26 protein-coding genes are annotated in these 26,957 nt (G+C 39.4%); 1 reads left to right on the plus strand and 25 read right to left on the minus strand.

Annotation, left to right across the window (positions count from 1 at the left end; genetic code table 11):
- Window positions 1–3: 3 nt before the first annotated feature.
- From AC0N32_RS12965 to AC0N32_RS13050, 18 genes are all read right to left on the minus strand, one after another.
- Window positions 4–2,241 (minus strand): GAF domain-containing protein, encoded by a 2,238-nt coding sequence (locus AC0N32_RS12965; RefSeq protein WP_476394284.1) that lies wholly within the window; start codon window positions 2,239–2,241, stop codon window positions 4–6.
- 139 nt (window positions 2,242–2,380) lie between these two features.
- Complete coding sequence (locus tag AC0N32_RS12970) at window positions 2,381–3,766, minus strand: NADH-quinone oxidoreductase subunit N (RefSeq protein ID WP_476394285.1); 1,386 nt, start codon at window positions 3,764–3,766, stop codon at window positions 2,381–2,383.
- 108 nt (window positions 3,767–3,874) lie between these two features.
- Window positions 3,875–5,368, minus strand: a complete 1,494-nt coding sequence (locus tag AC0N32_RS12975) for a complex I subunit 4 family protein (protein WP_476394286.1) — start codon at window positions 5,366–5,368, stop codon at window positions 3,875–3,877.
- Window positions 5,368–7,281, minus strand: coding sequence for an NADH-quinone oxidoreductase subunit L (gene nuoL / locus AC0N32_RS12980; RefSeq protein ID WP_476394287.1), 1,914 nt, complete (start codon window positions 7,279–7,281; stop codon window positions 5,368–5,370). The genes AC0N32_RS12975 and nuoL overlap by 1 nt, the downstream gene beginning before the upstream one ends.
- Window positions 7,282–7,283: 2 nt before the next feature.
- Complete coding sequence (gene nuoK, locus AC0N32_RS12985) at window positions 7,284–7,613, minus strand: NADH-quinone oxidoreductase subunit NuoK (protein ID WP_027380123.1); 330 nt, start codon at window positions 7,611–7,613, stop codon at window positions 7,284–7,286.
- 4 nt (window positions 7,614–7,617) lie between these two features.
- Window positions 7,618–8,115 (minus strand): NADH-quinone oxidoreductase subunit J family protein, encoded by a 498-nt coding sequence (locus AC0N32_RS12990; protein WP_476394288.1) that lies wholly within the window; start codon window positions 8,113–8,115, stop codon window positions 7,618–7,620.
- A complete protein-coding gene (locus tag AC0N32_RS12995; RefSeq protein WP_029298761.1) occupies window positions 8,115–8,672 on the minus strand; it encodes a NuoI/complex I 23 kDa subunit family protein in 558 nt (185 codons plus the stop codon). Before AC0N32_RS12995 ends, AC0N32_RS12990 begins: the two co-directional genes overlap by 1 nt.
- 135 nt (window positions 8,673–8,807) lie before the next feature.
- Complete coding sequence (nuoH, locus tag AC0N32_RS13000) at window positions 8,808–9,872, minus strand: NADH-quinone oxidoreductase subunit NuoH (RefSeq protein WP_476394289.1); 1,065 nt, start codon at window positions 9,870–9,872, stop codon at window positions 8,808–8,810.
- A gap of 117 nt (window positions 9,873–9,989) precedes the next feature.
- On the minus strand, window positions 9,990–10,988 hold the full coding sequence (locus tag AC0N32_RS13005) for an NADH-quinone oxidoreductase subunit G (protein ID WP_476394290.1): 999 nt from the start codon (window positions 10,986–10,988) through the stop codon (window positions 9,990–9,992).
- 44 nt (window positions 10,989–11,032) lie between these two features.
- A complete protein-coding gene (locus AC0N32_RS13010) occupies window positions 11,033–11,914 on the minus strand; it encodes a hypothetical protein (RefSeq protein ID WP_476394291.1) in 882 nt (293 codons plus the stop codon).
- Between the two features lies 1 nt (window position 11,915).
- Window positions 11,916–13,274: an NADH-quinone oxidoreductase subunit NuoF gene (gene nuoF / locus AC0N32_RS13015; RefSeq protein ID WP_476394292.1), complete on the minus strand. Its 1,359-nt coding sequence runs from the start codon at window positions 13,272–13,274 to the stop codon at window positions 11,916–11,918.
- A 91-nt stretch (window positions 13,275–13,365) separates the two neighbouring features.
- Complete coding sequence (locus tag AC0N32_RS13020) at window positions 13,366–13,875, minus strand: NADH-quinone oxidoreductase subunit NuoE family protein (RefSeq protein WP_263601488.1); 510 nt, start codon at window positions 13,873–13,875, stop codon at window positions 13,366–13,368.
- A gap of 103 nt (window positions 13,876–13,978) precedes the next feature.
- A complete protein-coding gene (nuoD, locus tag AC0N32_RS13025) occupies window positions 13,979–15,202 on the minus strand; it encodes an NADH dehydrogenase (quinone) subunit D (protein WP_476394293.1) in 1,224 nt (407 codons plus the stop codon).
- A gap of 75 nt (window positions 15,203–15,277) precedes the next feature.
- A complete protein-coding gene (locus AC0N32_RS13030; protein WP_476394294.1) occupies window positions 15,278–15,772 on the minus strand; it encodes an NADH-quinone oxidoreductase subunit C in 495 nt (164 codons plus the stop codon).
- Between the two features lie 5 nt (window positions 15,773–15,777).
- Window positions 15,778–16,338, minus strand: a complete 561-nt coding sequence (locus AC0N32_RS13035; RefSeq protein ID WP_047397471.1) for an NADH-quinone oxidoreductase subunit B — start codon at window positions 16,336–16,338, stop codon at window positions 15,778–15,780.
- A 106-nt stretch (window positions 16,339–16,444) separates the two neighbouring features.
- Window positions 16,445–16,816 (minus strand): NADH-quinone oxidoreductase subunit A, encoded by a 372-nt coding sequence (locus AC0N32_RS13040; protein ID WP_027380112.1) that lies wholly within the window; start codon window positions 16,814–16,816, stop codon window positions 16,445–16,447.
- Between the two features lie 120 nt (window positions 16,817–16,936).
- Entirely contained in the window at window positions 16,937–17,113 is a 177-nt protein-coding gene (locus AC0N32_RS13045; RefSeq protein ID WP_476394295.1) for a hypothetical protein, read from the minus strand.
- Window positions 17,114–17,153: 40 nt separating this feature from the next.
- Complete coding sequence (locus AC0N32_RS13050) at window positions 17,154–18,281, minus strand: GNAT family N-acetyltransferase (RefSeq protein ID WP_476394296.1); 1,128 nt, start codon at window positions 18,279–18,281, stop codon at window positions 17,154–17,156.
- Window positions 18,282–18,385: 104 nt separating this feature from the next.
- Here AC0N32_RS13050 and AC0N32_RS13055 point away from each other — a divergent pair, with 104 nt between their 5' ends.
- Complete coding sequence (locus AC0N32_RS13055) at window positions 18,386–19,096, plus strand: zinc metallopeptidase (protein WP_476394297.1); 711 nt, start codon at window positions 18,386–18,388, stop codon at window positions 19,094–19,096.
- Here AC0N32_RS13055 and AC0N32_RS13060 read toward each other — a convergent pair.
- The 7 genes from AC0N32_RS13060 to AC0N32_RS13090 form a co-directional block, all read right to left on the minus strand.
- On the minus strand, window positions 19,093–19,698 hold the full coding sequence (locus AC0N32_RS13060) for an IMPACT family protein (protein WP_476394298.1): 606 nt from the start codon (window positions 19,696–19,698) through the stop codon (window positions 19,093–19,095). The two genes, AC0N32_RS13055 and AC0N32_RS13060, sit on opposite strands and share 4 nt — an antisense overlap.
- A 151-nt stretch (window positions 19,699–19,849) precedes the next feature.
- Complete coding sequence (locus AC0N32_RS13065) at window positions 19,850–20,035, minus strand: bacteriocin-like protein (RefSeq protein WP_476394299.1); 186 nt, start codon at window positions 20,033–20,035, stop codon at window positions 19,850–19,852.
- Between the two features lie 79 nt (window positions 20,036–20,114).
- Complete coding sequence (gene ribD / locus AC0N32_RS13070; RefSeq protein WP_476394300.1) at window positions 20,115–21,167, minus strand: bifunctional diaminohydroxyphosphoribosylaminopyrimidine deaminase/5-amino-6-(5-phosphoribosylamino)uracil reductase RibD; 1,053 nt, start codon at window positions 21,165–21,167, stop codon at window positions 20,115–20,117.
- 59 nt (window positions 21,168–21,226) lie between these two features.
- Entirely contained in the window at window positions 21,227–23,032 is a 1,806-nt protein-coding gene (locus AC0N32_RS13075) for a DUF349 domain-containing protein (RefSeq protein ID WP_476394301.1), read from the minus strand.
- Window positions 23,033–23,107: 75 nt separating this feature from the next.
- On the minus strand, window positions 23,108–23,845 hold the full coding sequence (locus tag AC0N32_RS13080) for a shikimate dehydrogenase family protein (protein WP_476394302.1): 738 nt from the start codon (window positions 23,843–23,845) through the stop codon (window positions 23,108–23,110).
- 60 nt (window positions 23,846–23,905) lie between these two features.
- Complete coding sequence (locus AC0N32_RS13085) at window positions 23,906–25,699, minus strand: endonuclease (protein WP_476394303.1); 1,794 nt, start codon at window positions 25,697–25,699, stop codon at window positions 23,906–23,908.
- Between the two features lie 50 nt (window positions 25,700–25,749).
- Window positions 25,750–26,955 carry an ABC transporter permease gene (locus AC0N32_RS13090; RefSeq protein WP_476394304.1) on the minus strand — a complete coding sequence of 402 codons (1,206 nt, stop codon included), beginning with the start codon at window positions 26,953–26,955 and terminating at the stop codon, window positions 25,750–25,752.
- Window positions 26,956–26,957 lie beyond the last annotated feature (2 nt).

Below are 26,957 nucleotides of genomic sequence, written 5' to 3' on the forward strand. Positions count from 1 at the left end.
TTTTTAGGCTATAGATACCCTTAGGGCAAGAAGGCCGGTAATTCCCTGCAGATCTTCCACACGGAGAAACTCAACATCATTACGGAGAATCTCTTTTTTCTGTAATTTACTGATATAATCCAGATACTCGCGCTGGTTTTCCATGCCGAAATAGACAATCGTTATTTTCCCCGGGCAGGTAATTCGTTCGGCAGAATCTTTTACGTGCGCTTTATCAAGCCTTTTTTTAATGATCTCATAATAGGAATTGAAGGCACCGTCCACGTCAAAACGTTTTTCATCCATTCGGAAGCGTATATCGATCTTTTCATTGTAGACAAAAATCAGGGAAGCAATATCCATGGCAATCGGCAGATCTTTTTTGAAATTCCGGAATTCACGTTCCATATTGCAGATGGTTTTCAGCTGCCAGTATCTGAGCTTATGAACGACTTTCGAATGATAATTGAGTTCCGGAGCAATATTTTTCCCGATGTACAGATTATGCTCAATTCCATCAGATTTAAATCTTTCATAATAATGTGGGAAAATCTGCTGGGCTTTTACCTGGCTTTCATCAAGGACGTCGGCCAGCTTCCTGTTGACAAGGGTAATCGAATCATCCAAATTTTTACGATTTGCATAAAATAAATCATTCTGTGTAAAGACCTGGCTGAAGTAATCTTTTATTTTTGCTTTAACCTCACTGGATGTTTTGATTTCCAGTTTGGCCTGTAAGAAAGGATGGATTTCATCTCTCAGTAAACGCTGAAAACGCTGTTCGCTGTCTGCTTTTATCTCATTGTTTAATTCATTCTCAAAAATATCAATCGCCAGATGATACTTTTCGGTATCGGAGTCTGTGAGCATTGAGAAAATCCCGTGCAGGCATTCAATCTGCTGATTAAGATCTTCAAGCATCAGGTTGTACCGTTTTTCAGATGAAGAACGGATATCCGAGAACCCGAAGAGAGGCGTAAGGTTTTTGAAGGTGATTTGCCGTAAAGTGTATATTTTTTTATTCAGGGAGGCATTGAAATATTTCTCCGCTTCATTCCTGAATTTCCATACCACGCTGTCGTGTATAGAGGTGTATTCGCGTTGAATGATGGCTTCTATCTGGTAGTTTTTCTCAAAGCTGAACCTGTTGAGGGAAAATAAGATCATGTCTGAAAAAAATTCGAGCTTTTTCAGTTTAAGGCCGTTGAAGCTGTTGACAATAGTAGAAGTAAATTCCATGATGGCAATCAGTTCGTTTTCTTTCATGATCGGAATTACCATGAAGCTGTTGATTTTATTTTCGCTTAAAATCCTGAAGGATGGGAGATCTTTTATGTCGTGATCCAGATTGGAAATGTTTGAAACCACGATCGGTTTTGAATTGTGGTTTAAATTGATAAACGTATTCTTTCTCGTTTCTTCATCAAAAGTATTGATCCAGAAGTCGAGAATATGATTGGTAAAAACGTTTTCATAGATCGGAAGTTTTTCAAGCCTTTGGTCTTTCTTATTAAAAAGCATCAATCCGAAGTTAAGATCGGCCACATCAAAATAAGATTTAAAAATTTCGATGAGGTTTTCGTCAGGGGAAAGATTTTCGGGGTCGATACTGATCATGCTCGATTTCAGGTCGGATAAGGCAACTTCAGAGGTACAATCGACCAGTGAAATGATTGTAAAACCTTTTAATATCCATGATTCTGAAGGGAAATATTTTTTCCACATCTTAAAATCATCGAGATTTTCGAGCAGCATATCCACGACTTCTTCAGAAGGTATTTTAGTGCCTTTGATAGGATACACTTCCGTGAAATCGGAATTGACCGTAATTTTGTAATGCTTCATGATTCCCTGTCTGTTCGGGATGTCATAATAAAAAGGGAGTGAACTTTTGATGTCTCTTTTGTAATAGGCCTGCATAATCAGGCAGCAGCAGAACACATAAAACTCGTCGTCATCAATATTCCGAAGCTCTATTTCAAAATCTTTCCCGGCATCTTTGAGGATATTTTTAAATCTTTCGGTATAGTTGAATGTAATATTGGAAAGCGGAATGCTGGCTGCTTTTATTTCATTATGAGTAAGTCCCGTAGGAAAAAGATCGGCAAGCAGTAACTTGATCAGCTCATCATGTTTTTCAAGCAGTGAAATATCCTGAAACCCGTCTCTCAGTTCTTTAAAGTTTTTGGTTTTATCGATCAGGGATTTGGCATAGTTCACCCGGTAGTCCAAACGGTCATTGTACCGGATATGTTCAAGCACATCCAAATATTTTTTGAAAGAAATATAAACCTGAAATGGAGCGTCTTTTTTGTAAAGATTGGCCAAAACTGAAATTTAAAGTAAAGGTATAAAAAAACCACAACTTAGCGGTTGTGGTCTGTTATTTTTAAGTGATTTTTTACAGTCCGAACTGTCTTGCGAACAGATCAGGGAAAACACCCAGAACAATGATGGAAGCGATAACGAATACCGCAACAATATTATAGGTTAAGGTCACTTTCTCTGAAGATTTGAATGTACTTTCTTTAAAAAAGAACATTGAAATGATTAATCTTAAATAATATGCGATGGAAAGGGCGGAACCTAAAACGGCTACCAGCACAAGGAAAACACCATGGTTCGAATTCATCGCCTGGGAGAACAATGCAAATTTCCCCATAAAACCGGCTGTCAACGGAATCCCCGCCATGGAAAGCATGGAAATGGAAGCTACCGTAGCCAATAAAGGTTCTGTTTTTGCTAAGCCTCTGAAAGCTCCGAAAGACGTTTCTCTTTTCAGTTTTTCAACATAAATTAAGCACATGAAAACCCCTACTGTTGCCAAAGCGTAGGCAAAGAGATAAAAGGCTAAATTATAAGTGGAAAGGCTGGTCATCCCAAAAAATACCAGGCCAATGTAACCTGCGTGGGAAACTGAAGAGTAGGCCAGCATTCTTTTGGCATTGGTCTGGGCAAGTCCCATGACGTTTGCCAATAATAAAGTAATAATCAGGAATACCCCGAAAACATTGATCCATTCTTCGGTCACAGCACCAAACCCGATGGTCATTAATCTAAACAGTGCATAAAATCCGGAGATCTTCACCACACTTGCCATGAAAGCCGTAATCAATGAGGGTGCTCCATAATAAACATCAGGACTCCACATGTGGAAAGGTGCTAATGCTACTTTAAATGCCAACGCACAAAGTATTAATAAAACTCCCAAAATAAACATCCCGTCTTTCGGGTTCAGAACGCCGAAATTCTGGATCTTATATAAATCAAAACTTCCTACACTTCCGTAGATAAAGGCAATCCCAAACAACAGAAAACCTGTTGCGAAGGCACCCATCAGGAAATATTTGATAGAAGCTTCATTGGATCTTAAATCAGTTTTATTGGCCCCAGCCATTACGTATAAAGGAATGGAAAGGATCTCAACCCCAAGGAACAGGGTTACCATATTCTGGTATCCGAAAAGGATAATTCCACCACAAAGGGCAAAAAGCATCAAAGCATACAGCTCCGACTGGTGGCTTCTGTGATTGCTGAATGCAAAACCTCCCAGAAAGAACAATAACAATGTGGTTACGATTGATATTTTAGTGAATAATGCCGTATTTTGAGTATAGTCATACATATGACGGTACTGCGCAAAGAATGTACATTCCGGCATAAAGCTTACCCATAATGCGATGATCAATCCCAAAATCCCAATATATCTTGCGAATTTCCCTTGTTCAAAAACTCCTGAAAATAACGCAACAACTGCCGTTAGGAAAACAATAATTAAAACACTCATAATATAGATTTGAGATTTGAAGGTTAAAGTAAGGTTTGAAATAGAGCTTCGTACTTTACTTTTTATCTTCCCTGATCTCTTATTTTTTAATTTTTAAATCTTTTAATTTTAACTGGCCATCGCCGTGTAGATAAACTTCAACGAACTGTTCACCATTTCGATGATCGGTTGTGGGAAAATACCAAATACAATCACAAAAACCGCTAAACTCGCCAACACAGAAAACTCTACGGTAGAGAGATCTTTTGCGGTACTCAGAACAGCTTCGTCTCCCTGTCCGAACATTGCTTTTCCGTAGAATCTCAATAGATAAACAGCCGCAAGAATTACGGTAAGACCTGCGATCACGGCTGCCAACCCGTTGAAATCATATACGGATTTTAACAGGATAAATTCCCCGATAAATCCGTTCGTCAATGGAACGCCCATTGAACCTAGTATGATGATCAAAAACAATACGGCAAACTTCGGAGCAACCTTTGCAAGGCCTCCCATTTGTCTGATATCCCTTGATTTGAATCTTTTGTATAAAATGTCACAGCAGTAAAACAGCCCTGCCACGTTGATCCCGTGGGCGAATGTCTGTACCAAAGCTCCTTCAGCTCCTTCAATATTTAAATTCCCTCTTAAAGTGATTACCGCAGAAGCAAAAATACCGGCCACCATTAAACCAACGTGAGAGAAAGAAGAATACGCAATAATTCTTTTCATATCGGTCTGAATGATCGCAATCAAAGCCCCGTGAACAATTCCTACGATGGCCAGAATGATGACGATCTGCCCTGAAATTCCTGCAATCGGAAGCGGCGTGATCGGCAACAGATAACGCATAACTCCGTAGATGGCCATTTTAAGCATAATCCCCGACAAAAGCATTGACCCTTGTGTAGGCGAATAAGTGTACGTATCCGGCTGCCAGGTATGGAAAGGAAATACCGGCAATTTCACTGCAAAAGCAAAGAAAATAAACCAGAATACCACCGTCTGCTGGGTTTCGTTTAATTGAGCATTATAAAGATCTGTCAGGGCAAAAGATGCGGAATGATTATAAACATAAATCAAACCTGCCAGCATGAATAGTGATCCTACGAAAGTATATACGAAGAATTTTGTTGTGAATTCAAATCTCTTATTTTCCTGGCCCCAAAGTCCTGCAATGAACCAGATCGGAATCAAAGTTACTTCCCAGAAAATGTAGAATAATAATCCGTCAAGCGATGTGAAAACCCCTATAAGTCCGAACTGCATCATCAGGATCAGTCCGTAGAAAGAATTTCTGTAGCTTACATTTTCATTAAAAGAAGATAAAATAATAACAGGCGTTAAGATATTGGTCAGCAACAAAAGAAGCAGGCTCATTCCGTCGATCCCGAAATGAAGTGTACTTTTGATAAATTGTGACCAAGGATAATTGATCTCGTGCTGTAATACGCTGTCTACCGTTGGATTAAAATTGAAATCCGCCGCAATGTAGAATGTTACAAGCATCTGAATCAACGAAATCCCCAGTGCCAAATACTTGCTGGATTTATTTTTCCATGCAAAAACTAATCCCGAACCTACAAGAGGTAATAGTAATAATGTTAATAATAAACCAGACATTATTGTAATATAAAGTTAACAATCAGTATAATTCCTACCGCTAAAGACATAATCAGAATGTAATTCTCAACATTTCCGTTCTGGATGCGCTTCATAGCTTTTCCGCTGTCCTCAGCACCTTCACCTACGAAGTCTACAAAACGATCAAGAATACCTTTATCAAACATCTTTCCTCCGCGTCCTAATCCTTCAACAGTTTTTACAATTAATGCATTGTAAAGTTCGTCAATATATAATTTTCTGGCAGACAGCTTTTCCCATCCGGTGTACTGCTCTTCAGGAAGAGCCTGTTTTTTCTTGTTAACGTAAGTATTTTTAACAAGGAACCATACACTGAAGAACATTAAAACTGTTGCGCCTAAAAGTATCATTTCGGTACCAAACGGAACTCCTGAAAGTGTAGCCTCCATCTGATTATAGCTTTCCTCAGTAAGCACAGGCTTCAGCCATTCCATTAATTTTGCATAATGACCATGACCGATGAAGTGAGGAAGATTTATTAAACCTCCGACCACAGAAAGTATAGCCAGTACGATCAATGGTAAGGTCATATTGGTCGGACTTTCGTGTAAGTGGTGTTTTTGTTCTTCCGTCCCTCTGAACTCGCCGTGGAAAGTAAGATAATACAGTCTGAACATATAAGTTGCTGTAATGGCCGCTAATATGAATAAGAATACCCAGTAAATTGGATTTTTAGCGAAAGCCGCTACTAAAATTTCATCTTTAGAGATCATCCCCGATAATAAAGGGAATCCTGAGATGGCTAATGTTCCGATCAGGAAGGTAGCATGGGTGAGAGGAATGTATTTTTTTAACCCTCCCATGAAACGCATATCCTGCTCATTGCTCATCGCATGGATTACAGAACCCGCTCCTAAGAACAATAATGCTTTGAAGAAAGCGTGTGTCATTACGTGGAACATGGCCGTTGTATAAGCTCCTAAACCTAAAGCGATGAACATAAATCCAAGCTGTGAAACGGTAGAGTAGGCCAATACTTTTTTGATGTCGTTCTGACGTAGGGCATAGAACCCTGCCAATGCGGCTGTCAGGAACCCGATGAATAAAATTCCTCCCTGAACCGTTGGGGCTAAAGTGAATAAGAAATTGGATCTTACCACTAAATAGATACCCGCCGTTACCATCGTTGCTGCGTGAATCAATGCAGAAACCGGAGTTGGCCCGGCCATCGCATCAGGTAACCAGGTATATAACGGAACCTGTGCAGATTTACCGGTAGCCCCGATAAATAAACTTGCTGTGATAAAGATAATCACGCTTCCGTCCAATTCAAATTTTCCGGCATTTTCTCTGATGGTAAGGTAATCCACAGCATTCGTTTGAGAAGCCAGCATAAAGATACCGATCAATAATGCAAGGTCACCGATTCTGTTCATAATGAAAGCTTTTCTTGCCGCTTTACCATATTCTTCGTTGGTATACCAGAAACCGATTAGTAAATAAGAACACAATCCTACGCCTTCCCATCCGATGAAAAGGATCAGGTAGTTACTTCCCATTACCAATAGTAACATCGAGAAGATAAACAGGTTCAGATAAGTAAAAAACTTATAGAAACCTTTATCATGACTCATATATCCGATAGAGTAGAGGTGAATTAAAGATCCGATCCCTGTGATGATCATGACCATCATTAATGAGAGCTGATCGATCTGGAACCCGAAATTGATCTGAATTCCATTTACTCTAAACCATTCAAAAGCTTTTACAATGACAGGCTGGCTTTCGGAATCAAAATTCATGAAAATACTTACTGCAATGCAGAAAGATGCAAAAACCATTGCTGTAGCCAGGCTACCGACAACAATTTTTGGAAGATTTTTTCCGAACAGACCATTTATAAGAAAACCTAAAAGTGGTAAAAGTATTATTGCATACACTAAATTTTCCATTCTTATCCTCTTAATTTATTAAATATACTTACATCAACAGAACGGGTATTTCTATAGAGCATAGCAATAATTGCCAAACCTACCGCTACTTCCGCAGCAGCCACCACCATAATGAAGAAAACCAGAAGTTGTCCGTCGCCGTTACCTTTGTATGCTGAAAATGCAGCCAATAAAAGGTTTACAGAATTCAGCATAAGCTCTACACAACCTAAAATAACAATTGCATTTTTTCTCAGCAATACTCCCAATACTCCCAGACAGAATAATACTGATGAAAGAATGATGAAGTAATTCAGAGGGATGCTTTGTATAAATGTATTTACTTCTCCCATAATTTTATAAATCTTTTTTACCGATTAATACCGCACCTACGATACCTGCCAAAATAAGGATGGATGCAAGCTCAAACGGTAAAACATATTCATTAAACAAAAGTCTTCCCAGATTTTTAGTAAGTCCGATGCTACCGTCTGCATTATCAACGACAATCTGGTTCTGCTGAACGCCTCTGAACACGCCTAAAACACCAATCAATAAAAGACCCGCCGTAAAAACACCAACAAATTTTAAAGTATTGTTCTTCTTACTTTCGTCTTGCTTATTAAGGTTCAGCATCATGAGGATATACAGGAATAATACCATGATGGCTCCTGCATAGACAATGATCTGGATAATCGCAAGGAATTGTGCATTCAGAAGAATGTACATCCCCGCAATAGAAAACATCGTAACAATTAATGACAGAATAGCATAAAGAGGATTTCTCGCAAACACGAAATACACAGCACTTGCCACTGCTAAAAACGCCACCAAGAAAAATAAAAACTGATCCATTATTTTACCGCATTTTTTTGTTTCTCGGATTGTCTTTCAGTGATATCAATCCTTTCGTTTATTTTTTCAACTAATTTATCTTTTCCGTAAATGAAAGACCCTCTGTTGGTTTCTACATCTACCAGACGGTCGGTAAGATAGATTGCAGACTTCGGACAAGCCTCTTCGCACATTCCGCAGAAAATACATCTCAGCATATTGATTTCATATACTGAAGCATATTTTTCTTCTCTGTAAAGGTGCTTTTCCTCCTTTGTTCGTTCAGCTGCAGTCATGGTGATTGCTTCTGCAGGACACGCTACTGCACAAAGTCCGCAAGCGGTACATCTTTCTCTGCCTTCCTCGTCTCTCTTCAAAACGTGCTGGCCTCTCCAGATATCTGCCCTTGGCTTCTGTACTTCCGGATAGGAATATACTGCAGGAGCACCTTTCAATACGGTTCTTACAGCATGCTTAAAGGTAATCCCCATCCCTGTGAAAATCGCAGGAAGATAGATTTTTTCAGCAAGGGTCATTTCCTTGTTAGAAACAACTTTTGATCTGTTCGTAAGTTTCATTTAATTATAGATGTTAGATGTTAGACATCAGATTTTAGACAAATCTTGTCTGTTATCTTAATTTTATAGTTATTGAGCTAAAAATAATTGTTGCATTCAATGTTCAAATTAGCTCATTCTCAAATTTTAAATTAATTAATTTCCAAATGCTAAAATTACAGCACCTGTAACCAGCAAGTTTACCAATGCCATTGGAATTAATGTTTTCCAACCCAAGTGCATCAATTGATCATATCTGAATCTCGGAAGAGTCCATCTGATCCACATAAAGATCAAAATTCCGATCACGGTTTTAGCTAAAAACGCTACAATACTCAGGATACCAGCAGTATTTTCGCCCCAGTTCTGAGTTACCCATTCAATTCCCGGATAGTTGTACCCTCCGAAGAAAAGAACGACCATGAAAGCATTGGAGATAAACATGTTCACATATTCCCCGAACATATACAGTCCCAATTTCATGGAAGAATACTCCGTAGAATATCCGGTTACCAGTTCAGATTCACATTCAGGTAAATCGAAAGGGTGTCTGTTGGTTTCGGCCAAAGCTGCTACGATGAAAACAAGGAAAGCAACCGGCTGGTAGAAAATATTCCAGTTGAACCCGGAAACCCAAGGAATAACGCCCCACAGTTTTCCGTTCGTCTGGTTTGCGGTAATTTCTTTTAAATCTAAACTTCCCGTCATCATAATGATAGAAAGCAGAGCCAATCCCATCGCCAATTCGTAAGAGATCATCTGGGAAGACGCACGGATAGCACCTAACAATGAATATTTGTTGTTGGAAGCCCACCCTCCGATCATGATTCCATAAACGCCTATGGAAGCCATTCCGATGATGAAAAGTACCCCAACGTCAATATTGGCTACCTGAAGATCGTAAGACGTTCCCGCAATATTTAAACTTTTACCCCAAGGAATAACCGCTCCTGTGATCAACGAAATAAACATTACTAAGGCAGGCCCCAATACAAAAAGGAATTTTTCTGCATTTTGCGGGGTAAAATCTTCTTTAAAGAAGAACTTTCCACCGTCAGCAAGAGGCTGCAGCAATCCGAAAGGCCCGGATCTGTTGGGTCCGATTCTGTCCTGCATAATGGCAGCAACTTTTCTTTCTGCCCAGGTAGAGTAGGCGGCAATCGTTAATGAAAGCAGGAAAAGTGCCAGTACAAGTATAAGTTTAAATGTAAGTAAATCCATTTTTATTTTTATAGATGTTAGATATCAGAGGCTTGAATATGGAAGCTGGAGGAGGGAAGTAGTCTTCGCAACACCAGAGATTTCATTTTCAAATTAACTCATTATCAAATTTTCAAATTATTTTTCGTCTTTTTCACTGATTTCTTTAGCCATCGGATTGTCTAAAACTCTCAGTTCATCTTTAGGCTTTTCATAGTGGTTCAATGAAATCACTGAATGTCTGTCGATATGCCTAGGTCCTTCGATATTCCAGTCGCTCAGGTTTTTTCTTTCGAAACGGCAGGTATCGCAGATGAATTCTTCCACTTCTCCCCACTGATCTTTTCGGGCAGTCACCCTTACGATTTCATCGCCTTTCATCCATACTGCAGCTTTTCCTGAACATTTATCGCAGTTGCATGAAGCATTCATAGGTTTGGTAAACCATACCCTGCTGGCAAAACGTGCGGTTCTGTCGGTTAATGCTCCTACCGGGCAAACGTCAATAACGTTTCCGATGAAATCATTATCCAAAGCTTTATTCAAATACGTGGAAATTTCAGCGTGATCTCCTCTGAACAAAATACCATGCTCCCTTTCTCCTGTGAGTTGATTGGCAGCCAGTACGCATCTTGCACAAAGAATGCAGCGGTTCATATTTAGTTTGATGTGAGGACCAAGGTCATCAGCTTCGTAAGTATTCCTTTCAAATTCAGTTCTTGTGTTCTCCACCCCATGCTCATATCCTAAATCCTGAAGGTGACATTCACCGGCCTGGTCGCAGATAGGGCAGTCCAGCGGGTGATTGACCAATAGGAACTCGGTAACAGCTTTTCTGCCTTCCTGTGCTTTTTCGGAGGTAAGGTTTTTTACTTCCATGCCATCCATCACATTGGTTCTGCAGCTGGCTACCAGTTTTGGCATAGGACGGGGATCTGCTTCAGACCCTTTAGAAACTTCTACCAGGCAGGTTCTGCATCTTCCTCCACTGGTTTCCAATTTGCTGTAGTAGCACATTGCAGGAGGTACAGATTTTCCACCGATCTGTCTTGCGGCTTCTAAAATAGAAGTTCCTGGCAAAACTTCGGTAGTCTGTCCGTCTATAGTTATTTTGAATTTTTTAACCTCTTCGCTCATATTCTATGCTTTTTCGCTTATGCTGTGAAAGCTTTAGCTATATTTTAATTATACTTCTTCGTATTAAATGTATATCCGATGCCGGCCAATACTTCTCCGAAAACAAAATCCTGGCGGGCCTTATCGGGTTTGTTGTTGAGGGTGGTTTTAATATCCCACATATTGATGTATCCCGCTTTGGCTTCGGCTCTGATGATCCAGTTTTTCCAGAACACCATGTTAAGGCTTGATCTCAGATCGGTCCCCATTCCTGCTACATGAAAGCGGTCACTCCTGTCATTGCCAAAAAGTTTTACGTTACTTTTCGGAAACATGAAGCCTAATCCTGCTCCATAAGACCATACCAGGTCAATATTTTTCTTATGGATGAGATTCTTATATTTTTCCAGACCTAAATTTTCATAGTTAAGTCCGTCCGTATGCTCAAAAGTAAGAAACTCTCCATCCGACAGATTTACCTGCCCATTCTGTACCATGGCGGCATATTTAGGATCTGAAATATTTCCTCTGAAATCAACCGTCTGGTCTTGCTTCATTACATATTTCATGTGATCAATCCCTAATACCAGGGCCAAATTATCTTTAATAAAATAACCCAGTCTGAAATTGTACTGTGTTACGGTAAACCAGCTCGGATCAAAATAAACGATTCCGAATTTCGTAGGTTTATCCCTTGCAGATACATTATTCAACTGAAAATCATAGCCATTTCCACTGAAATGAATATCAGAATTGCTGTATGCTCCTCTGTTCCAACCGTAAAAAACAAAGACCTGTCCTTTCTTGCTTAATGGTAAAGGTTTTTCCTTTTTTTCAGCTTTATAAGGAGTTGCTTCCAGCTTGTATTCTTTTTCTATGGTATCGTTTTTGACTTGTCCAAAAGCAAGACCCGACATCAAAATGCCGACTGCTAATATCTGTTTCATCTTAAGCATTGTTTTCAACTGCAGGGATTGGATCTGCATAATGTGCCAATCCGTAATTTTGTGTCAGACACAATTCAGGGTTTTTAACATGCCATTCAAATTCATCTCTGAAATGACGGATCGCTGCTGCAACCGGCCAGGCTGCTGCGTCACCCAATGGACAAATTGTATTTCCTTCAATCTTTCTCTGGATGTCCCAAAGAAGATCAATGTCTTCCATTTTTCCTTCTCCTTTCTCGATTTTCTTTAAAATCTTGTACATCCATCCTGTCCCTTCACGGCAAGGCGTACATTGTCCACAACTTTCGTGATTATAGAATCTGGCTAAAGTCATGGTATGTTCTACAACGCACTGGTCTTCATCCAGCACGATGAATCCTCCTGAACCCATCATGGTTCCGGTAGCAAAACCACCGTCTGCCAAAGATTCGTAGTTCATGTATCTTGGTTCTCCGTTTACGGTTTTCAATAATAAGTTAGCAGGAACGATCGGAACGGAACTTCCACCCGGAATACAGGCTTTCAGTCTTTTTCCGTCTTTAATTCCGCCACAGTATTCGTCTGAGTAAATGAATTCTTCAACGGTAATCGTCATATCGATTTCATAAACTCCCGGTTTGTTGATGTTTCCACAGGCTGAAATCAATTTCGTACCGGTAGATCTTCCAACCCCGATTTTTGCGTATTCTGCTCCGGTAATATCGATGATCGGAACAATAGCCGCGATCGATTCAACGTTGTTTACTACCGTTGGTCTTTCCCAAAGTCCTTTTACAGCAGGGAAAGGCGGTTTTAATCTAGGGTTTCCTCTTTTCCCTTCAAGAGATTCGAGCAATGCCGTTTCTTCACCGCAGATATAAGCTCCGGCACCTCTCTGAACATAAATTTCCAGATCGAAACCTGTTCCTAAAATATTTTTACCTAAAAATCCTGCTGCTTTCGCTTCTTCAATGGCTTCTTCCAGAATATCAGGAATCCATGAATATTCTCCACGGATGTAGATATAAGAAACATTTGAACCTAAGCAGTACGATGAAATGAGCATTCCTTCGATCAGTAAATGCGGAAGGAATTCCATTAAATATCTGTCTTTGAAAGTTCCCGGCTCAGATTCGTCGGCATTGACCACCAGGTGCCTTGGAATGCCTTCCGGTTTTGCCAGGAAGCTCCATTTCATTCCGGTTGGGAATCCTGCTCCACCACGTCCGCGAAGTCCGGAAGCTTTTACTTCTTCCAAAATTTCGTCCGGAGTCATTTTCAGGGCCTTTTCAGCTGCCGTGTAACCTCCCTGTTTACGATAGGTTTCAAAGTAGCGAATCCCTTCTATATGTGCGTCTTTAAGTAAAAGTTTTTTACTCATTGTTGTATGCTTATTGCAATTGGCTTTTGGCTTCTTGCATTTAATTATTAAAATTTAAAATTAATTTAAAACCTGAGATTTTAAATTGGTATTAGCCTAAATCAACCTGTCCTTCTCTGCAAAGATCAAGGATTTCGTCAACTTTTTCTATTGTTAAATTTTCATGAAAGAATTTTCCCAGCTGCATCATCGGAGCATATCCGCAGGCTCCTAAACATTCTGCCGGCTTTAGGGTGAACATTCCGTCTTCCGTAGTTTCTCCGTCTTTAATGTTCAGTTTTGTTCTGATATGGTTAAGGATCTTTTCGCTTCCCGAGACCATACAAGGACCTGTTCTGCAGACTTCCAGAACATATTTCCCCACTGGTTTCATATTGAACATGGTATAGAAAGTTGCCACTTCGTATACCTCGATCGGTTTGATGCTCAATAATTCTGCGACATAATCCATGACAGGAACGTCTAACCATCCGCCGAATTCCTTCTGTGCCAAATGAAGTACAGGGATCAGTGCAGATTTTTGTCTTCCTTCAGGGTATCTCGCGATCATTTTGTGCACCTGTGCTAAACTTTCCGGTTTAAAAGCTATTGTTTCGCTCATTTTTATCTAAGATTTCAGATGCCAGATTTCAGACATCAGATTTTAAATTTATATATAATGAAAAAGTCTTACATCTAAAATCTGATGTCTGACTTCTTCTTTTTTATGCGTCTAATTCTCCCGCAATAATGTTCATGCTACACATCGTTACAATCGCATCGGAGATTACAGAACCTGTAATCATCTCAGGATAGGCCTGATAATAGATGAAGCATGGTCTTCTGAAGTGCAGTCGGTAAGGGCTTCTTCCTCCATCACTTACTAAGTAGAAACCTAATTCTCCGTTTCCTCCTTCTACCGCGTGGTATACTTCACCTTTCGGCACGTCGGTTTCCCCCATTACAATTTTGAAATGGTATATCAATGCTTCCATTTTCTGGTAAACATCTGCCTTTTCAGGAAGGTAGAAGTCCGGAACATCCGCATGGAACGGTCCTTCAGGAAGATTTTCGTATGCTTGTTTGATGATCTTGATCGATTCCCAGATTTCCTGCTGACGAACCATGAAACGGTCGTAAGTATCTCCTGAAGTTCCCACAGGGATGATGAAGTCGAAATCCTGGTAAGAAGAATAAGGTTGTGCCACTCTTACGTCATAATCTACGCCGGTTGCTCTTAAGTTCGGACCTGTAAAACCATAGCTTAATGCTCTTTCTGCTGAAATTCCTCCTGCTCCAATCGTTCGGTCCATAAAGATCCTGTTTCTTTCCAATAAAGTACAGAATTCTTTGAATCTTGGCGGGAAGGTTTTAAGAAAATCCTTGATCAGCTCATGGAATTTTGGGGTGAAATCTCTTTCAAAACCTCCGATTCTTCCCATATTGGTCGTCATTCTTGCGCCGCAGATCTGTTCGTACATATCGTAAATACGTTCTCTTTCGATGAACATATAGGTAAGTCCTGTAATCGCTCCGGAGTCCATCCCGGTTACTCCGTTGCAGATCAGGTGATCCCCGATTCTGGCTAATTCCATTAAAATAACACGCATATAATCTACACGCTTCGGAACTTCCACACCGATCAGTTTTTCAACGGTCATGTGCCAGCCTAAGTTATTAATCGGCGCAGAACAATAGTTCATACGGTCGGTAAGGGTTGTGATCTGAGCATAATTTCTTCTTTCGGAGATTTTCTCAAATGCTCTGTGAATGTACCCGACAGTTTGCTCAGCGTGAAGGATTCTTTCCCCGTCCATCGTTAAGATATTCTGGAAAATCCCGTGCGTTGCAGGGTGGGTAGGACCTAAATTGAGGGTGTATAATTGTCCGTCAATCTGTTCCTTGCTGTCGTACTGATTTAGTATATTAGATAAAGAGTTATCTTTCATAATTTAAATGCTTTAGGCGATAGGCTTTAGGCTTTAAGCTTATTGCTTGCTGCTTACTGCTTATTGCATTATATTTTATCTTCCGAACATGGCATCGTCTTTGTCGGTTCTTGTTCCGTCTTCAAGGCGATATTCTTTCAACATCGGGTGGTATCCGAGATCTTCCATATTTAAAATAGGTCTCAGATCCGGATGGCCTTTAAATTTAATTCCAAAGAAATCATAGGTTTCTCTTTCCATCCAGTTGGCTCCTGCATACAATTCCACTAAAGAATCCACTTCTATGTTTTCCCTGGACATGAAGATTTTAAGACGTAATCTGAAATTCGTCATCATGTTGTGCAGGTGATACACGACTCCGATTTCTTTTTCCGGAAATTCAGGGTAATGTATTCCGCAAACGTCTGTGAGGAAATTGATTTCCAGAGAAGAATCTTTAAGATAGTGTACCATCTTCTTCAGGTCTTCTTTCTTCACTTCAATCGTAAGCATTCCATAAGGCTCTGAACTGGCGATTACGGATTCCGGAAATTCTCTTGTGATTGCTTCTAATACAAATTCGTTCGTCATTTCCGTTAGTTGCTTATGTTGTAAGAATCTAGTAATTTCTGGTATTCAGGCATGTCTCTTCTTCTGATGCTTTCGCTTTCCGCCAAAGCCTGTACCTGCATCACACCTTCAATGATTTGCTCCGGTCTCGGAGGACATCCCGGAACGTACACGTCCACAGGAATAATTTTATCAATTCCCTGTAACACAGAATAAGTATCAAAAATACCACCGCTGGAAGCACAGGCGCCCACGGCAACCACCCATTTCGGCTCTGCCATCTGAGTGTACACTTCTTTTAGGACTGGTCCTAACTTCTTGGATATGGTTCCGCATACCATCAGCATGTCTGCCTGTCTTGGAGAGAAAGAGTTTCTTTCCATTCCAAATCTTGACGCATCATACGTAGGATTCAGGGTTGCCATAAACTCGATACCACAACAAGAGGTTGCAAATGGCAAAGGCCAAAGTGAAAATTTTCTGGCCATCCCGATTACACTGCTCAGTTTCGTTGCGAAAAACCCTTCTCCTTCAAATCCTTCCGGAGCAGGTGCATCTGTTCTTATTACTGGTTTGTTATCTGACATTTTAGTAGATTTTAGATTTTAAATTTTAGATTCCAAATTAATGTTAATGTTAACTTTAATTAAAAATCACCATCTAAAATTTTTAATTTAAAATTTTTATTCTTTTTTATTTATCCCAGTCTAGTGCGCCACGTTTCCAGACATAGAAAAATGCCATGAAGAAGATCGCCACAAAGGTCAGAACGGCAAGGAAGCCTTCCATTCCGAATTCTCTGAAGTTGACTGCATACGGATAAAAAAATACGATCTCAATATCGAATAATACGAATAATACCGCCGTCAAAAAATATTTAATGGAAAACGGTGTTCTTGCATTTCCTTCTACCGGGACTCCACACTCCCAGCTTTGGTTTTTCACAGAATTTCCTTTTTTCTGTTTAGGACCTAAAAAATGCGCTCCAAGCAAAGAAATGGCTACGAAACCTATCGCAACACCTGCCTGTATAAGGATTGGAATATAACTTTCAGGTAAATTCATTTTTGCATTATTATCTCAATTTGCAAATTTAGCGAATAAACAAGAAAGCATGAAATTTATCGGGTTAAAAGTCGCTTCAAAATGAAGAAAACTTATAATTTAGAATGAATAAAAATTAGTTTATTTTCTCATCTTTTTTAAAAGAGAAAAAGCCATAAATGAAATATAGCCGAATAATACACTGGCATAAATGATATTAATGGCGGTATCGGTTCTGTCATCTCCTGACTGCAGGAAAATATTAAAAATAATAAATCCTGCGATTAAAATTCCGAAAACAAAAAGATGGATTTTCATAAGCTGAAAAGTGATAAGTCTACTTTTTAGGGATAAGAAATTATTTGATGTCGAGCGAATAGGTGCGTCTTCTTTTATGATTCACCGGATTGTAGTCCTGCCACAAAAGCTGAACGCTTTTATTCTCTTCCAGTTCAGGATTGGTCTCCAGGTATTTTACGCCTTTTTTTCTGAAAAGCTTCCATATCTCCTTAAAAATAATTGAAGTAACACCTCTCCGCTGATAATCAGGGTGGATACCTATTAAATAAAAATTGGCCCGGTCATTTTTCTTTCCGGCTTTCAGGAAATGCCACCAACCAAAAGGTAAAAGCTTTCCGCCTGATTTTTGTAAAGCTTTAGAATAAGAAGGCATGGTAATAGCAAACGCTACCAGTTGGTCTGCATCATCGGCGACACATACGATATAATCTTTATCGATTAATTTAAAGTATTTTTCTTTGTATGTTTTGCGCTGTTCATCGGAAATAGGAGTGTAGGTCGATAAATGCTTATAGGTTTCATCAAGGAGGTCGAACATCGGATCCACGTATTCAAGGATCTCTTCTTTTGATTTGAAGTTTAAAACCTTAAGTTTGTATTTTTGAGAGATTAATTCGTTGAATTTGTGGATTTTATCAGGTAGTATTTCCGGGAATTGAAGTTCAAATTCAACCCATTCCTTTTCTTTTGTTAAGCCTAACTGTTCAAGGTGTTTCGGGTAGTATTCGTGATTGTAAATACCGATCATCGTGGCGAGCTTGTCGAATCCCATGGTCAGCATTCCCGCTTTGTCGAGATTGGTAAAGCCCATCGGGCCTTCTATTTTGCTGATGTCTTTTTCTCTGGCGTGGTTTATAACGGTATCGATTAAAGCTTTGGAGACTTCAGGATCATCAATAAAATCAATCCATCCGAAACGTACTTTCCTGATTCCCAGTTCACGTTCTTCCTTGTGGTTGATCATGACTGCAATTCGACCCACGATTTTATCGTTTTTGTAGGCTAAAAACTGTTTCGCTTCAGAGTATTGCATGGCCGGATTTTCGGCCGGATTCCAGATATTCATTTCATCATTGATAAATGACGGAACGTAATACGGATTGTCTTTGTACAAATCCATCGGAAATCTCACGAATTGCTTAAGCTGATCCGTGGTTTTTACTTCAATTACTGAAACTTTAGACATAGTTTTTAAAGGCGAATTAATAAGCAAATATAGCCAATTAAATGATATACTTTGGCACAGTTTTTACATCTTGTTGTGTGAAAATATATTGTAAAGTTATTAAGATGAGTGGGTATTATCTGATTATTATTGTTTCAATGGCTGTGAGCTGGTATGTCTCATGGAAATTGAAATCGAAGTTTGAATATTATTCCAAAGTGCACCTCCGAAACGGGCTTTCCGGAAAAGAAATTGCGGAAAAAATGCTTAGAGACAACAGTATTAATGATGTACAAGTGATTTCGGTTCCTGGACAACTCACGGATCATTATAATCCTGAAAATAAAACAGTGAATCTTTCTGAATCTGTTTATATGCAGAGAAATGCAGCTGCGGCGGCCGTCGCAGCACATGAATGTGGACACGCCGTACAGCATAAAGTAGGATATTCCATGCTGCAGCTAAGATCGAAATTGGTACCGGTGGTGCAGATAAGCTCAAACCTGATGCAGTTTGTAGTGATTGCAGGAGTCATGATTATGGTAGCCACGCGATCTATTGAAAATCCTACAGGCAACAGACTAGTACTGGCGATAGGGGTTGTGATGTTTGCATTCACCACTTTATTTGCCTTTATCACGCTTCCTGTAGAGTATGATGCCAGCAATAGAGCGATGAAATGGCTCAGAGACACCGGTACTGTAACAACGGAAGAATACGTAGGTGTCAAAGATAGCCTGAAATGGGCCGCCCGGACTTACGTGGTGGCTGCTTTAGGTTCGCTTGCCCAACTCCTGTACTGGCTTTCGCTATTGATGGGAGGAAGAAGAAATTAATGATCTTTAAAATTAAATTTAATATGTTGCATCTCAGATAATTTGTCTGAGATGTTTTCTTTTTGAGACAGCTTTAAAGATGCGGTGACGACGCACTGCTCATCCGCATCAAAATTGATGACTTTTGCATCGTATTTTGAAAGCAGTGTGAAAATAAGATTCTGCTGATTGAAGTTAAACTGAATCTCAATCTGTGTTTCAAGTTCTTTCGTGACAATACTGGCTTCTTCGAGTGTGATTTTGGCCGATTCTTTATAAGCCTTCACCAATCCTGAAACGCCAAGCTTTGTTCCGCCATAGTATCTTACAGAAATTACGAGAACATTGGTGATTTCATGGGCCAGTAATTGGTTGTAAATAGGCAGCCCGGCACTTCCTGAAGGCTCTCCGTCGTCGTTGGCGCGGTAGTTTTCTCCATTAAGACCCATTCTGAAGGCGTAGCAATGGTGTGTTGCTTTCGGGTGTTCTCCGCGTATTTTTTCCAGCGCATTTTTAAGTTCATTTTCGTTATTCACCGGAAAGGCAAAGCCTATGAACTTGCTTCCTTTTTCTTTTAATAACGTATTTTCGACTGAAGATTCTATGGTTTTAAAATTGAACATGTGTAAGGAAAAATGATCTCGTCTGTAATTTTAGAATTATTTTATCAAAGGTAAAAATTTTTTGAGGGAAAGAATTAAAAAAGGAGCCATAAAAAAAGAGAACCATTAAAGTCCTCTTCTTTTTTGTATGAGAGATTGTTAATCCTCAGTATTATAATTCAATTCCTGGAGTTGGACATGCTTGATCCAGTGGAACGCACTTACCGTTGCAGTTGTAATAAAGATGCGGATTGCATGGACAAACCATCTGATTGAGGACAACATCGTAGTAACAGCCTGGAATACCTCCCTTTACTGATTTCAATTCTCTTGTTGAAAGTTTTCTTAAATTTTTCATGATGTTTAGGTTTTAAGTTGATCATGAAGTTACGGAATTAATTTCAAAGTAGGGTGATATTTTTGTGAAAATTTTGATGTTAAGTATTGATAGTTAAAATATTATCTCTTTGGTTTTTGTAAAATTCAATCATATTATCTCTGAATTCTTCTGTTTTTAAAGGCTTCTGATCTGTAAAGTCAGGAGCTTTCGTACCGCTGATAAGTTTTAGATTTTCGTTTTTGATCACGATGGCTTCGTCCCAAAGTCCTGCATCAATAAACTGTTGTAAGGTAAACCTTCCGCCTTCGATAATAACCGACTGAATCTGTTCTCTGTATAAGGCATTCATCAGCTCTGCAAGGAAATTTTCTTTGCTGATTCTAATGAATTTTATATTTTCGTTTTCTTCTTCTTTAATGGTATTTATAACGATTGTTTTTGCTTCCGGATTATAAATATTAAACGTTTCGGGAACTTTAAGCTCAAAATCAATGAGAACTCTTATGGGATTTTCGCCCTCTACATTTCTCACGGTAAGCCCGGGATTGTCATTTAAAGCGGTTTGTGTTCCGACGAGAATAGCGTGTTCATCAGCTCTCAGTTGATGTACAAACTGATTAACCAGAGTATTTGAAATGGAATAGGGCTTGAAATCCCGGTCTAAAAAACCATCACCGGACTGTGCCCATTTCAGAAAGATGTAAGGCCTTTTTTTCTGGTGAAACGTAAAAAATCTCTTATTTAAATCTAAACATTCCTGCTCTAAAATGCCTGAAACCACTTCGATTCCGGCATCCTGGATGATTTTTTTACCCTTTCCGTTTACTTTATCATGAGAATCCATCGCACCGATCACTACTTTCCGGAATCCCAACTCTTTTATTTTCAGCGCGCAGGGAGGTGTTTTTCCATAATGCGCACAAGGTTCCAATGAGACATAAATTGTGGATTCCGAAATCAGGGATTTGTCTTTAACAGAATTGATAGCATTGATCTCCGCATGGTTTTCACCGGCTTTATGATGGTATCCTTCACCGATAATTTTATCCTGATATACAATCACGCTTCCCACAAGCGGATTCGGATATGTTTTCCCGATTGCTTTACCGGCAAGCTCGATGCATCTTCTGATGTAAAATTCGTCTTTCATAACAAATAAAAAAGCGAAGTCAAATTCCTTTGCTCCGCTTTATTAATTTTTAATTTATACTATTCTCCGGAAATAATGTTGTGGAGATTTTGTTTTAAATTTTCTAAATGAGCTTTTTTCTCATCAATGGAATCAAAGGTTTCCCTAAGCATAGGGTTTTCTCTGGATGGATTTTTAAAGAAAGCAAGGTTGTTTTCCAATTTAACGATTTCTGCTTCAAGATCGGAAATCTGGCTCTTCATTTTTCTGGCCTTGTCAGTCAGCTGATTTTCCGATAAACCTTCTTCTTTAAGTTCAAACTCGTTGATTTTGTTTAATTTAAGTTTTTCCCTTAAGGTTTTGTTGAATTCAGTGTTGATGGAAATTTTATCCCTTGGGACTTTCCCGATATTATTCCATGCTGTTTTTATGGATTCAATTTTTTCAATGCTTCCTTCTTCGTTGGTAACGGTCTTCAGATCATCGAGAAGGGCTTTTTTATTCTTGTAATTTTCTTTCCAGTTATCGGTAGAAGCGTTGCTTTTTTCTCTGTAATTGTTGAAAAATGCGTTACATGCATCACGGAATTCATCCCAGATTTTATTCGTCATGCTCTTCGGAACATGCCCGATTTTCTTCCAGTCTTCCTGCAGCTTTTTGAACAGAGGTACCGCGATATCCCATTCTTCATTGTCCTGGTTGTCTTTCGCGGTCTGGATAAGCTTTAATTTTTCCTCCAGATTGGCCTGTTGAGAACCCTTTAAAGATTTATAATAAGAATTCTTGGTCGTGTTGAATGTTCTTAAGGTCGTTTTAAAATCATTCCAGTTCTGATTAGACAGCTTTCTCGGAACGCTTCCGGTTTTCAGGAATTCAGATCTGAGCTCTTCAACTCTTTTAATGGCGTTCTGCCAATAATTGTGGTTTGGATTTTCAGACGGTTCCGAAAGTTTTTTTATTTCAGCGATAATCTGATTTTTCTTTTCTAGATTTTCGTTTTGCTCTGTTTCGATGGCTGCGGAAAGCTCAGATTTTCTTTCATGGATTTTATTGGAAATTTCTTTAAATTCTTCCCATGTTTTTTCACGGAATTCTTCTGCTACGGGTTCAGCCTCCTCTTTCCATAGTTTATGAAGATACTGAAGTTCATTAAGTGCTTTCTGGATGACAGGTTCATGCTCGAGCTGCTTGGCCCGTTCGATGATGTGCTGTCTCTTTTCCAGGTTGTGGCTGTATTCCTGCTCAAGAAATTCTTTATTGAGATCCAGCATCTGGTAAAATTGGTTCAGATGGTGGAAATAATTGTTATTCAGGATTTTAAATTCAGATTTTGCAACCTGTCCCGCGTTAGACCAGTCTTCCTTAATTTCTCTTATCGATTTGAAAAGATTGGTCCCCGGTTCGGAATTCGTATATAGATTTTTAAGCCTTTCAATAATATTCTGACGATGCTCAAGATTCTTTTTCTGCTCTTCTTCCTGACCTTTTTGATAAGTGTCATGCTTTTCTCTGAAGATGTTGACTAAAGCCGAAAATCTCGCCTGGGAAGGATGCTCGTAGCTGAAGGTTTCAGGGGCATTTCCGGCATCGGTGTATTCATGCTTTTTATCTTCCACTTCATCATGGATGTAATGACTTGCTTTCTCCTTAAGCTGGTTGAATCTTTTGAAATCTTCACCGGCATTGGGTGCGTTGATGATTTTTTCCATTTCCTTCAAAGCATCCGCCAGAGAGAGGTCTACCTCTTCGTGCTCTTCTTCATGTTCATGTTCTTCATTTTGAACGTTTTCAGCCTGAGGTGCTGCATGTTCTGCAGTTTCCTCCACAGGTATAGGATTAACGTTTTTGTTTTCCTCGTTTTCAGAAAGATTGTTTTCTGTAATCATAGCAAATCGTTTATTGTGAGTGGCATTAATATCCCCTAAATATATAGCAAAAAGCTAATATAGTACTAATTTATGTTATTTTTTTTGATAATTCCAAATTTCCCAGGCTTTTTCTGCCTGCTGCTCGAGCATGTAATATCCATTCACTGTTTTAGCGCCTTTTTCAGATGCTTTGATGATGAATCTGGTGTAGTTCGGGTTATAAATTAAATCAATAATCAGGTGATCTTTGGTGATGCCTTCAAAAGGAAATTCAAGGCAGTCGTCTACATTCGGGAATGTACCGACTGGTGTACACTGGATAATGATTTTATGAGCTTCAACATCTTCCGTCTTCAGGTTGCCATAATTAACTTCCGTGGCTCTTGAAACGGTAATATTAGGAATATTGTTTTTATCTAAAATATACTTAACAGCCTTGGCTGCCCCGCCATTTCCTAAAATAATTGCTGAACTCTGATGAGGCTTTTTATGGAGAAGCAAGGTTTTTTCAAAGCCGAAAGCATCGGTATTATAACCTGTCTTTTTCCCGTTTTCAATTAAGACACAGTTTACAGCACCAATCATCCTGGCTTCATCGCTCAGCTCATCCAGATAATCGATTATTTTTTCTTTGTAGGGAATCGTTACATTAAATCCTAAAAGATCAGGAACAGAAAACAGATCGTCAACTTCATTGATTTCTTTTAAATCAAAAATAGTGTAAGAATATCCTTTCAGCATGAGTTTCTGAAATTTATCTTCAAAGAATTTTTTAGAGAAAGAATACGATATATTTCTTCCGATCAGGCCTAATTTTTTATTGGAATCCATACGATAAAAGTAAAAAAAAGACCGGAAAAAACCGGTCTTTATCAAAAATATTTTCAGTATTTAATCTACGATGAATTTTTCGGAGAAAGAATCTGTTGCAAGGAAGTAAGTGCCTTTTGCCAATCCTTTCAGAGAGATTTTATTTGAATTTTTAAAAGGGTTTTCAATCGTTTGAATCAGTTTCCCGGAAAAGTCATAAACCTGCGCTTTTGAAATTTTACCAAGATTTTCCCCCTTTACAAACAGCTCATTGTTTTTTACCGGATTAGGGTAAATAGAGAACGTGGATTTATTTTTTGAATTTTCAATGGTTCCAAGCACTCCGCCACACGTCCAGCTCAAATCATCAATCGCTACTCTGTTGGTAGAAACAGGGTTAATGATCTTAATGACGGCATCTCCTGTTACATTGATGTTATTAATGGTGAATGTTCCTACTGTTGTGCTGTAAGGGATTGTCCCCACCTGGGTTCCATTTACTTGAACGATCAATGCATTGCTGGATCCGGTGAATTTTAACTGCGTGGTTACCGTAAGACTCTGCACTCCGCTGGAAATGGCTGAACTTAATAAATATCCGTCTCTGATGGTAATGGCTTTCCCATTAATAGTCTGATCTGTTCTGGCATCGGTTGCATTCCATGTGATGCTGTTGCTTGTCCATGTTCTGGTCGTATAGTTGTTTGCGCTCGCAGGAATGTTGGTGAAATCTTCTGTTCCGCATACGGTTCCCGTCTGGCCTCCGGAAAGGGTGGTTTCCGTAACCGTGTTGCTTTGTGTCGAAGAATTTCCGCTTGTATCCTTAGCGATCACATAAAATGTATAGGTTGTGGAAGGCATTAATCCGTAAACGGTCGCTGTAGTTCCTGTCACTGTTGTGTTCAAAACACCATTTTTATATACATCATACGCGGCAACGCCAAGGTTGTCGGTGGAAGCGGTCCAACTCAATGAAATGGCATTGGCTGTCGGATTGCTCGCTGCAAGGTTGGTAGGTGCGGTCGGAGCCTCGGTATCCAAAACCGGAGTTCCCCAGATTTCATTCACATATTCAGGGTGATCGATGTATGGATTCCTGTTCCCCTGATAGGTATAAGAAGCATTGTTTCTGGCAATTTCAGTTGCAGATACAGGATCTGCCGCGTTCCACGCTAACAATTGGTTAAGCTCCCAGGTTTGAAGCCCTGGAAAAGCAGAACCTCCCAGGATATCACCTGTAGAAAATGATGAAAGTTGCGATTCATATCTCGTGATGAAGTAAAAAATCATTCTTGCAATATCACCTTTGAATGCATCGATAGGTTCAAAAACGATCCCTGAATATCCCGGTGATACGGAATTTCCTACTTTTGAACCGTTCTGCGATGTAAACGTAGAGTTTCCTACAATTCCGAACGGGTAGTTTGATCTCATTCCGTTTACCTTTCCGTCAGTGGGTCTGATGAAATGGATGTCTGAAACCATAGGTGCCGTACTGTTAAAAAGACTTTGCGGAACAATGTGTTCCCTGTTGTAGCAGTCTCCTTCGACCCCGTACGTTCCGCATTGATTCGTGTCATAGATGTAGTTGTAAGGATCTGTCCCGGTAGGGTTTTCAGAATACATATCCATAATGGTTCCGTCATTTTCATACCCCGGAATTCCTGCGATATTATCGCGGTCCGTAGTCTGGTAGCCGATCCATAATCCGCCATAGCCATGATCTACGTGTCCGGCTGAAATGATGTCTTTAAGTTTCGTTTTCAGGGCTGCTCCGGAGAGACCGGTGGTGCCGTCGTAATACCCCGTAGGAATTTGAGCGAATGTACTTGTAAAGACAAAGCTCATCAGTAAAGTGAATAAAATACGTTTCATTTTTTTTAAATTTGGTCGGTAAAAGTAAAAAAAATATATACGTAAGAATATTAAGTTTTGGTAATGTACTCCTTTCCTATTTTAGAAAATGCCCATGAAATACCGAAGCCAAAAACAGCAGCGGTAAGAGAGACAATCAGGTAATTTTTACCGACAATCTTTATAGGGAAAGGTAAAATGTCGTTTGCTTTAAAGAACTCTGTGTATAGCTGGAAATAGCAAAGCACAGTCCCAAGGATCAATCCTGAAATGATTCCCAAGACGACAATGAGAATTCCGGTGTAAAAATAAATTTGTCTTAGGTGGCTCAGTGGAAGTCCTAAAGAAACTAAGGATTTTGCCTGTTGCTTTTTATCAAGCTGCAGAATGATGATGGCGCCCGCCAGGTTAAAAGTGGTAATGAAGATGACCAGCGCAAAAATCAGATAAATAAATAATTTTTCTGTATTGATCATTTTCCAGAATGCCGCATTTTCTTCTTCTTTGGTTTTAACCTCAATGTTCTTTCCGAGTACAGAAAGAAGCTGCTGCTTTACGGTATTAGAATTATCCGGGTTTTTCAGCTTGATGACAATCTGATAAGCTGAATGTTTTGGAAGGTTTAATAATTCCTCCGTAAGCTCTATCGGGGCAATAATATAATTGTCCAGTTGATCTTTGCCGGGGAAAATTCCGGTGACCAGAATGTCTTTTTTGTTATAAATATCTTCTTCCTTATTGATGATTCCGGTTCCCGGTTTGGGCATGAAAATCGTGGCATATCCGGAATCTGAAGAGACGGGGATAGACAATCTGTTGTCTAAAGAGTTTTCCATTAAAACCTCATTGGAATATTTGAAACCCGGATAGGAGCCGTAGAAAATATCTTTATTAATCGGATTCACTTTAATGTAAGCAGAATCAACGCCGCGTAAATAGGCAATGTCGCCTTTTCCGTTGTAGCTGATGTACACTTTTTCTTCAATCACTCTGGAAAAATGGCTGATTTCCTTATTACTTTTCAGGATCGAATTGACTCTGTCAAAATCTTTGAGGGTTTTCCCGGAATCACTTTTAATCGTAAGATCGGCATGAAGGTTGGAAATCAGTTCCTTATTAAGATCTTCCAGTCCTGAGAAGACGGAAATGATCACAAACATTGCAGTGACGGCTACCGTCATGGCTCCAACTGCCAGCCACGTAATAAACGTAACGGCAGTACTCCCTTTTTTTGCTAAAAGGTACCTCGAAGCTATATAAAATGCAATGTTTTTCAAAT

It is taken from the genome of Chryseobacterium endophyticum, assembly GCF_056333165.1.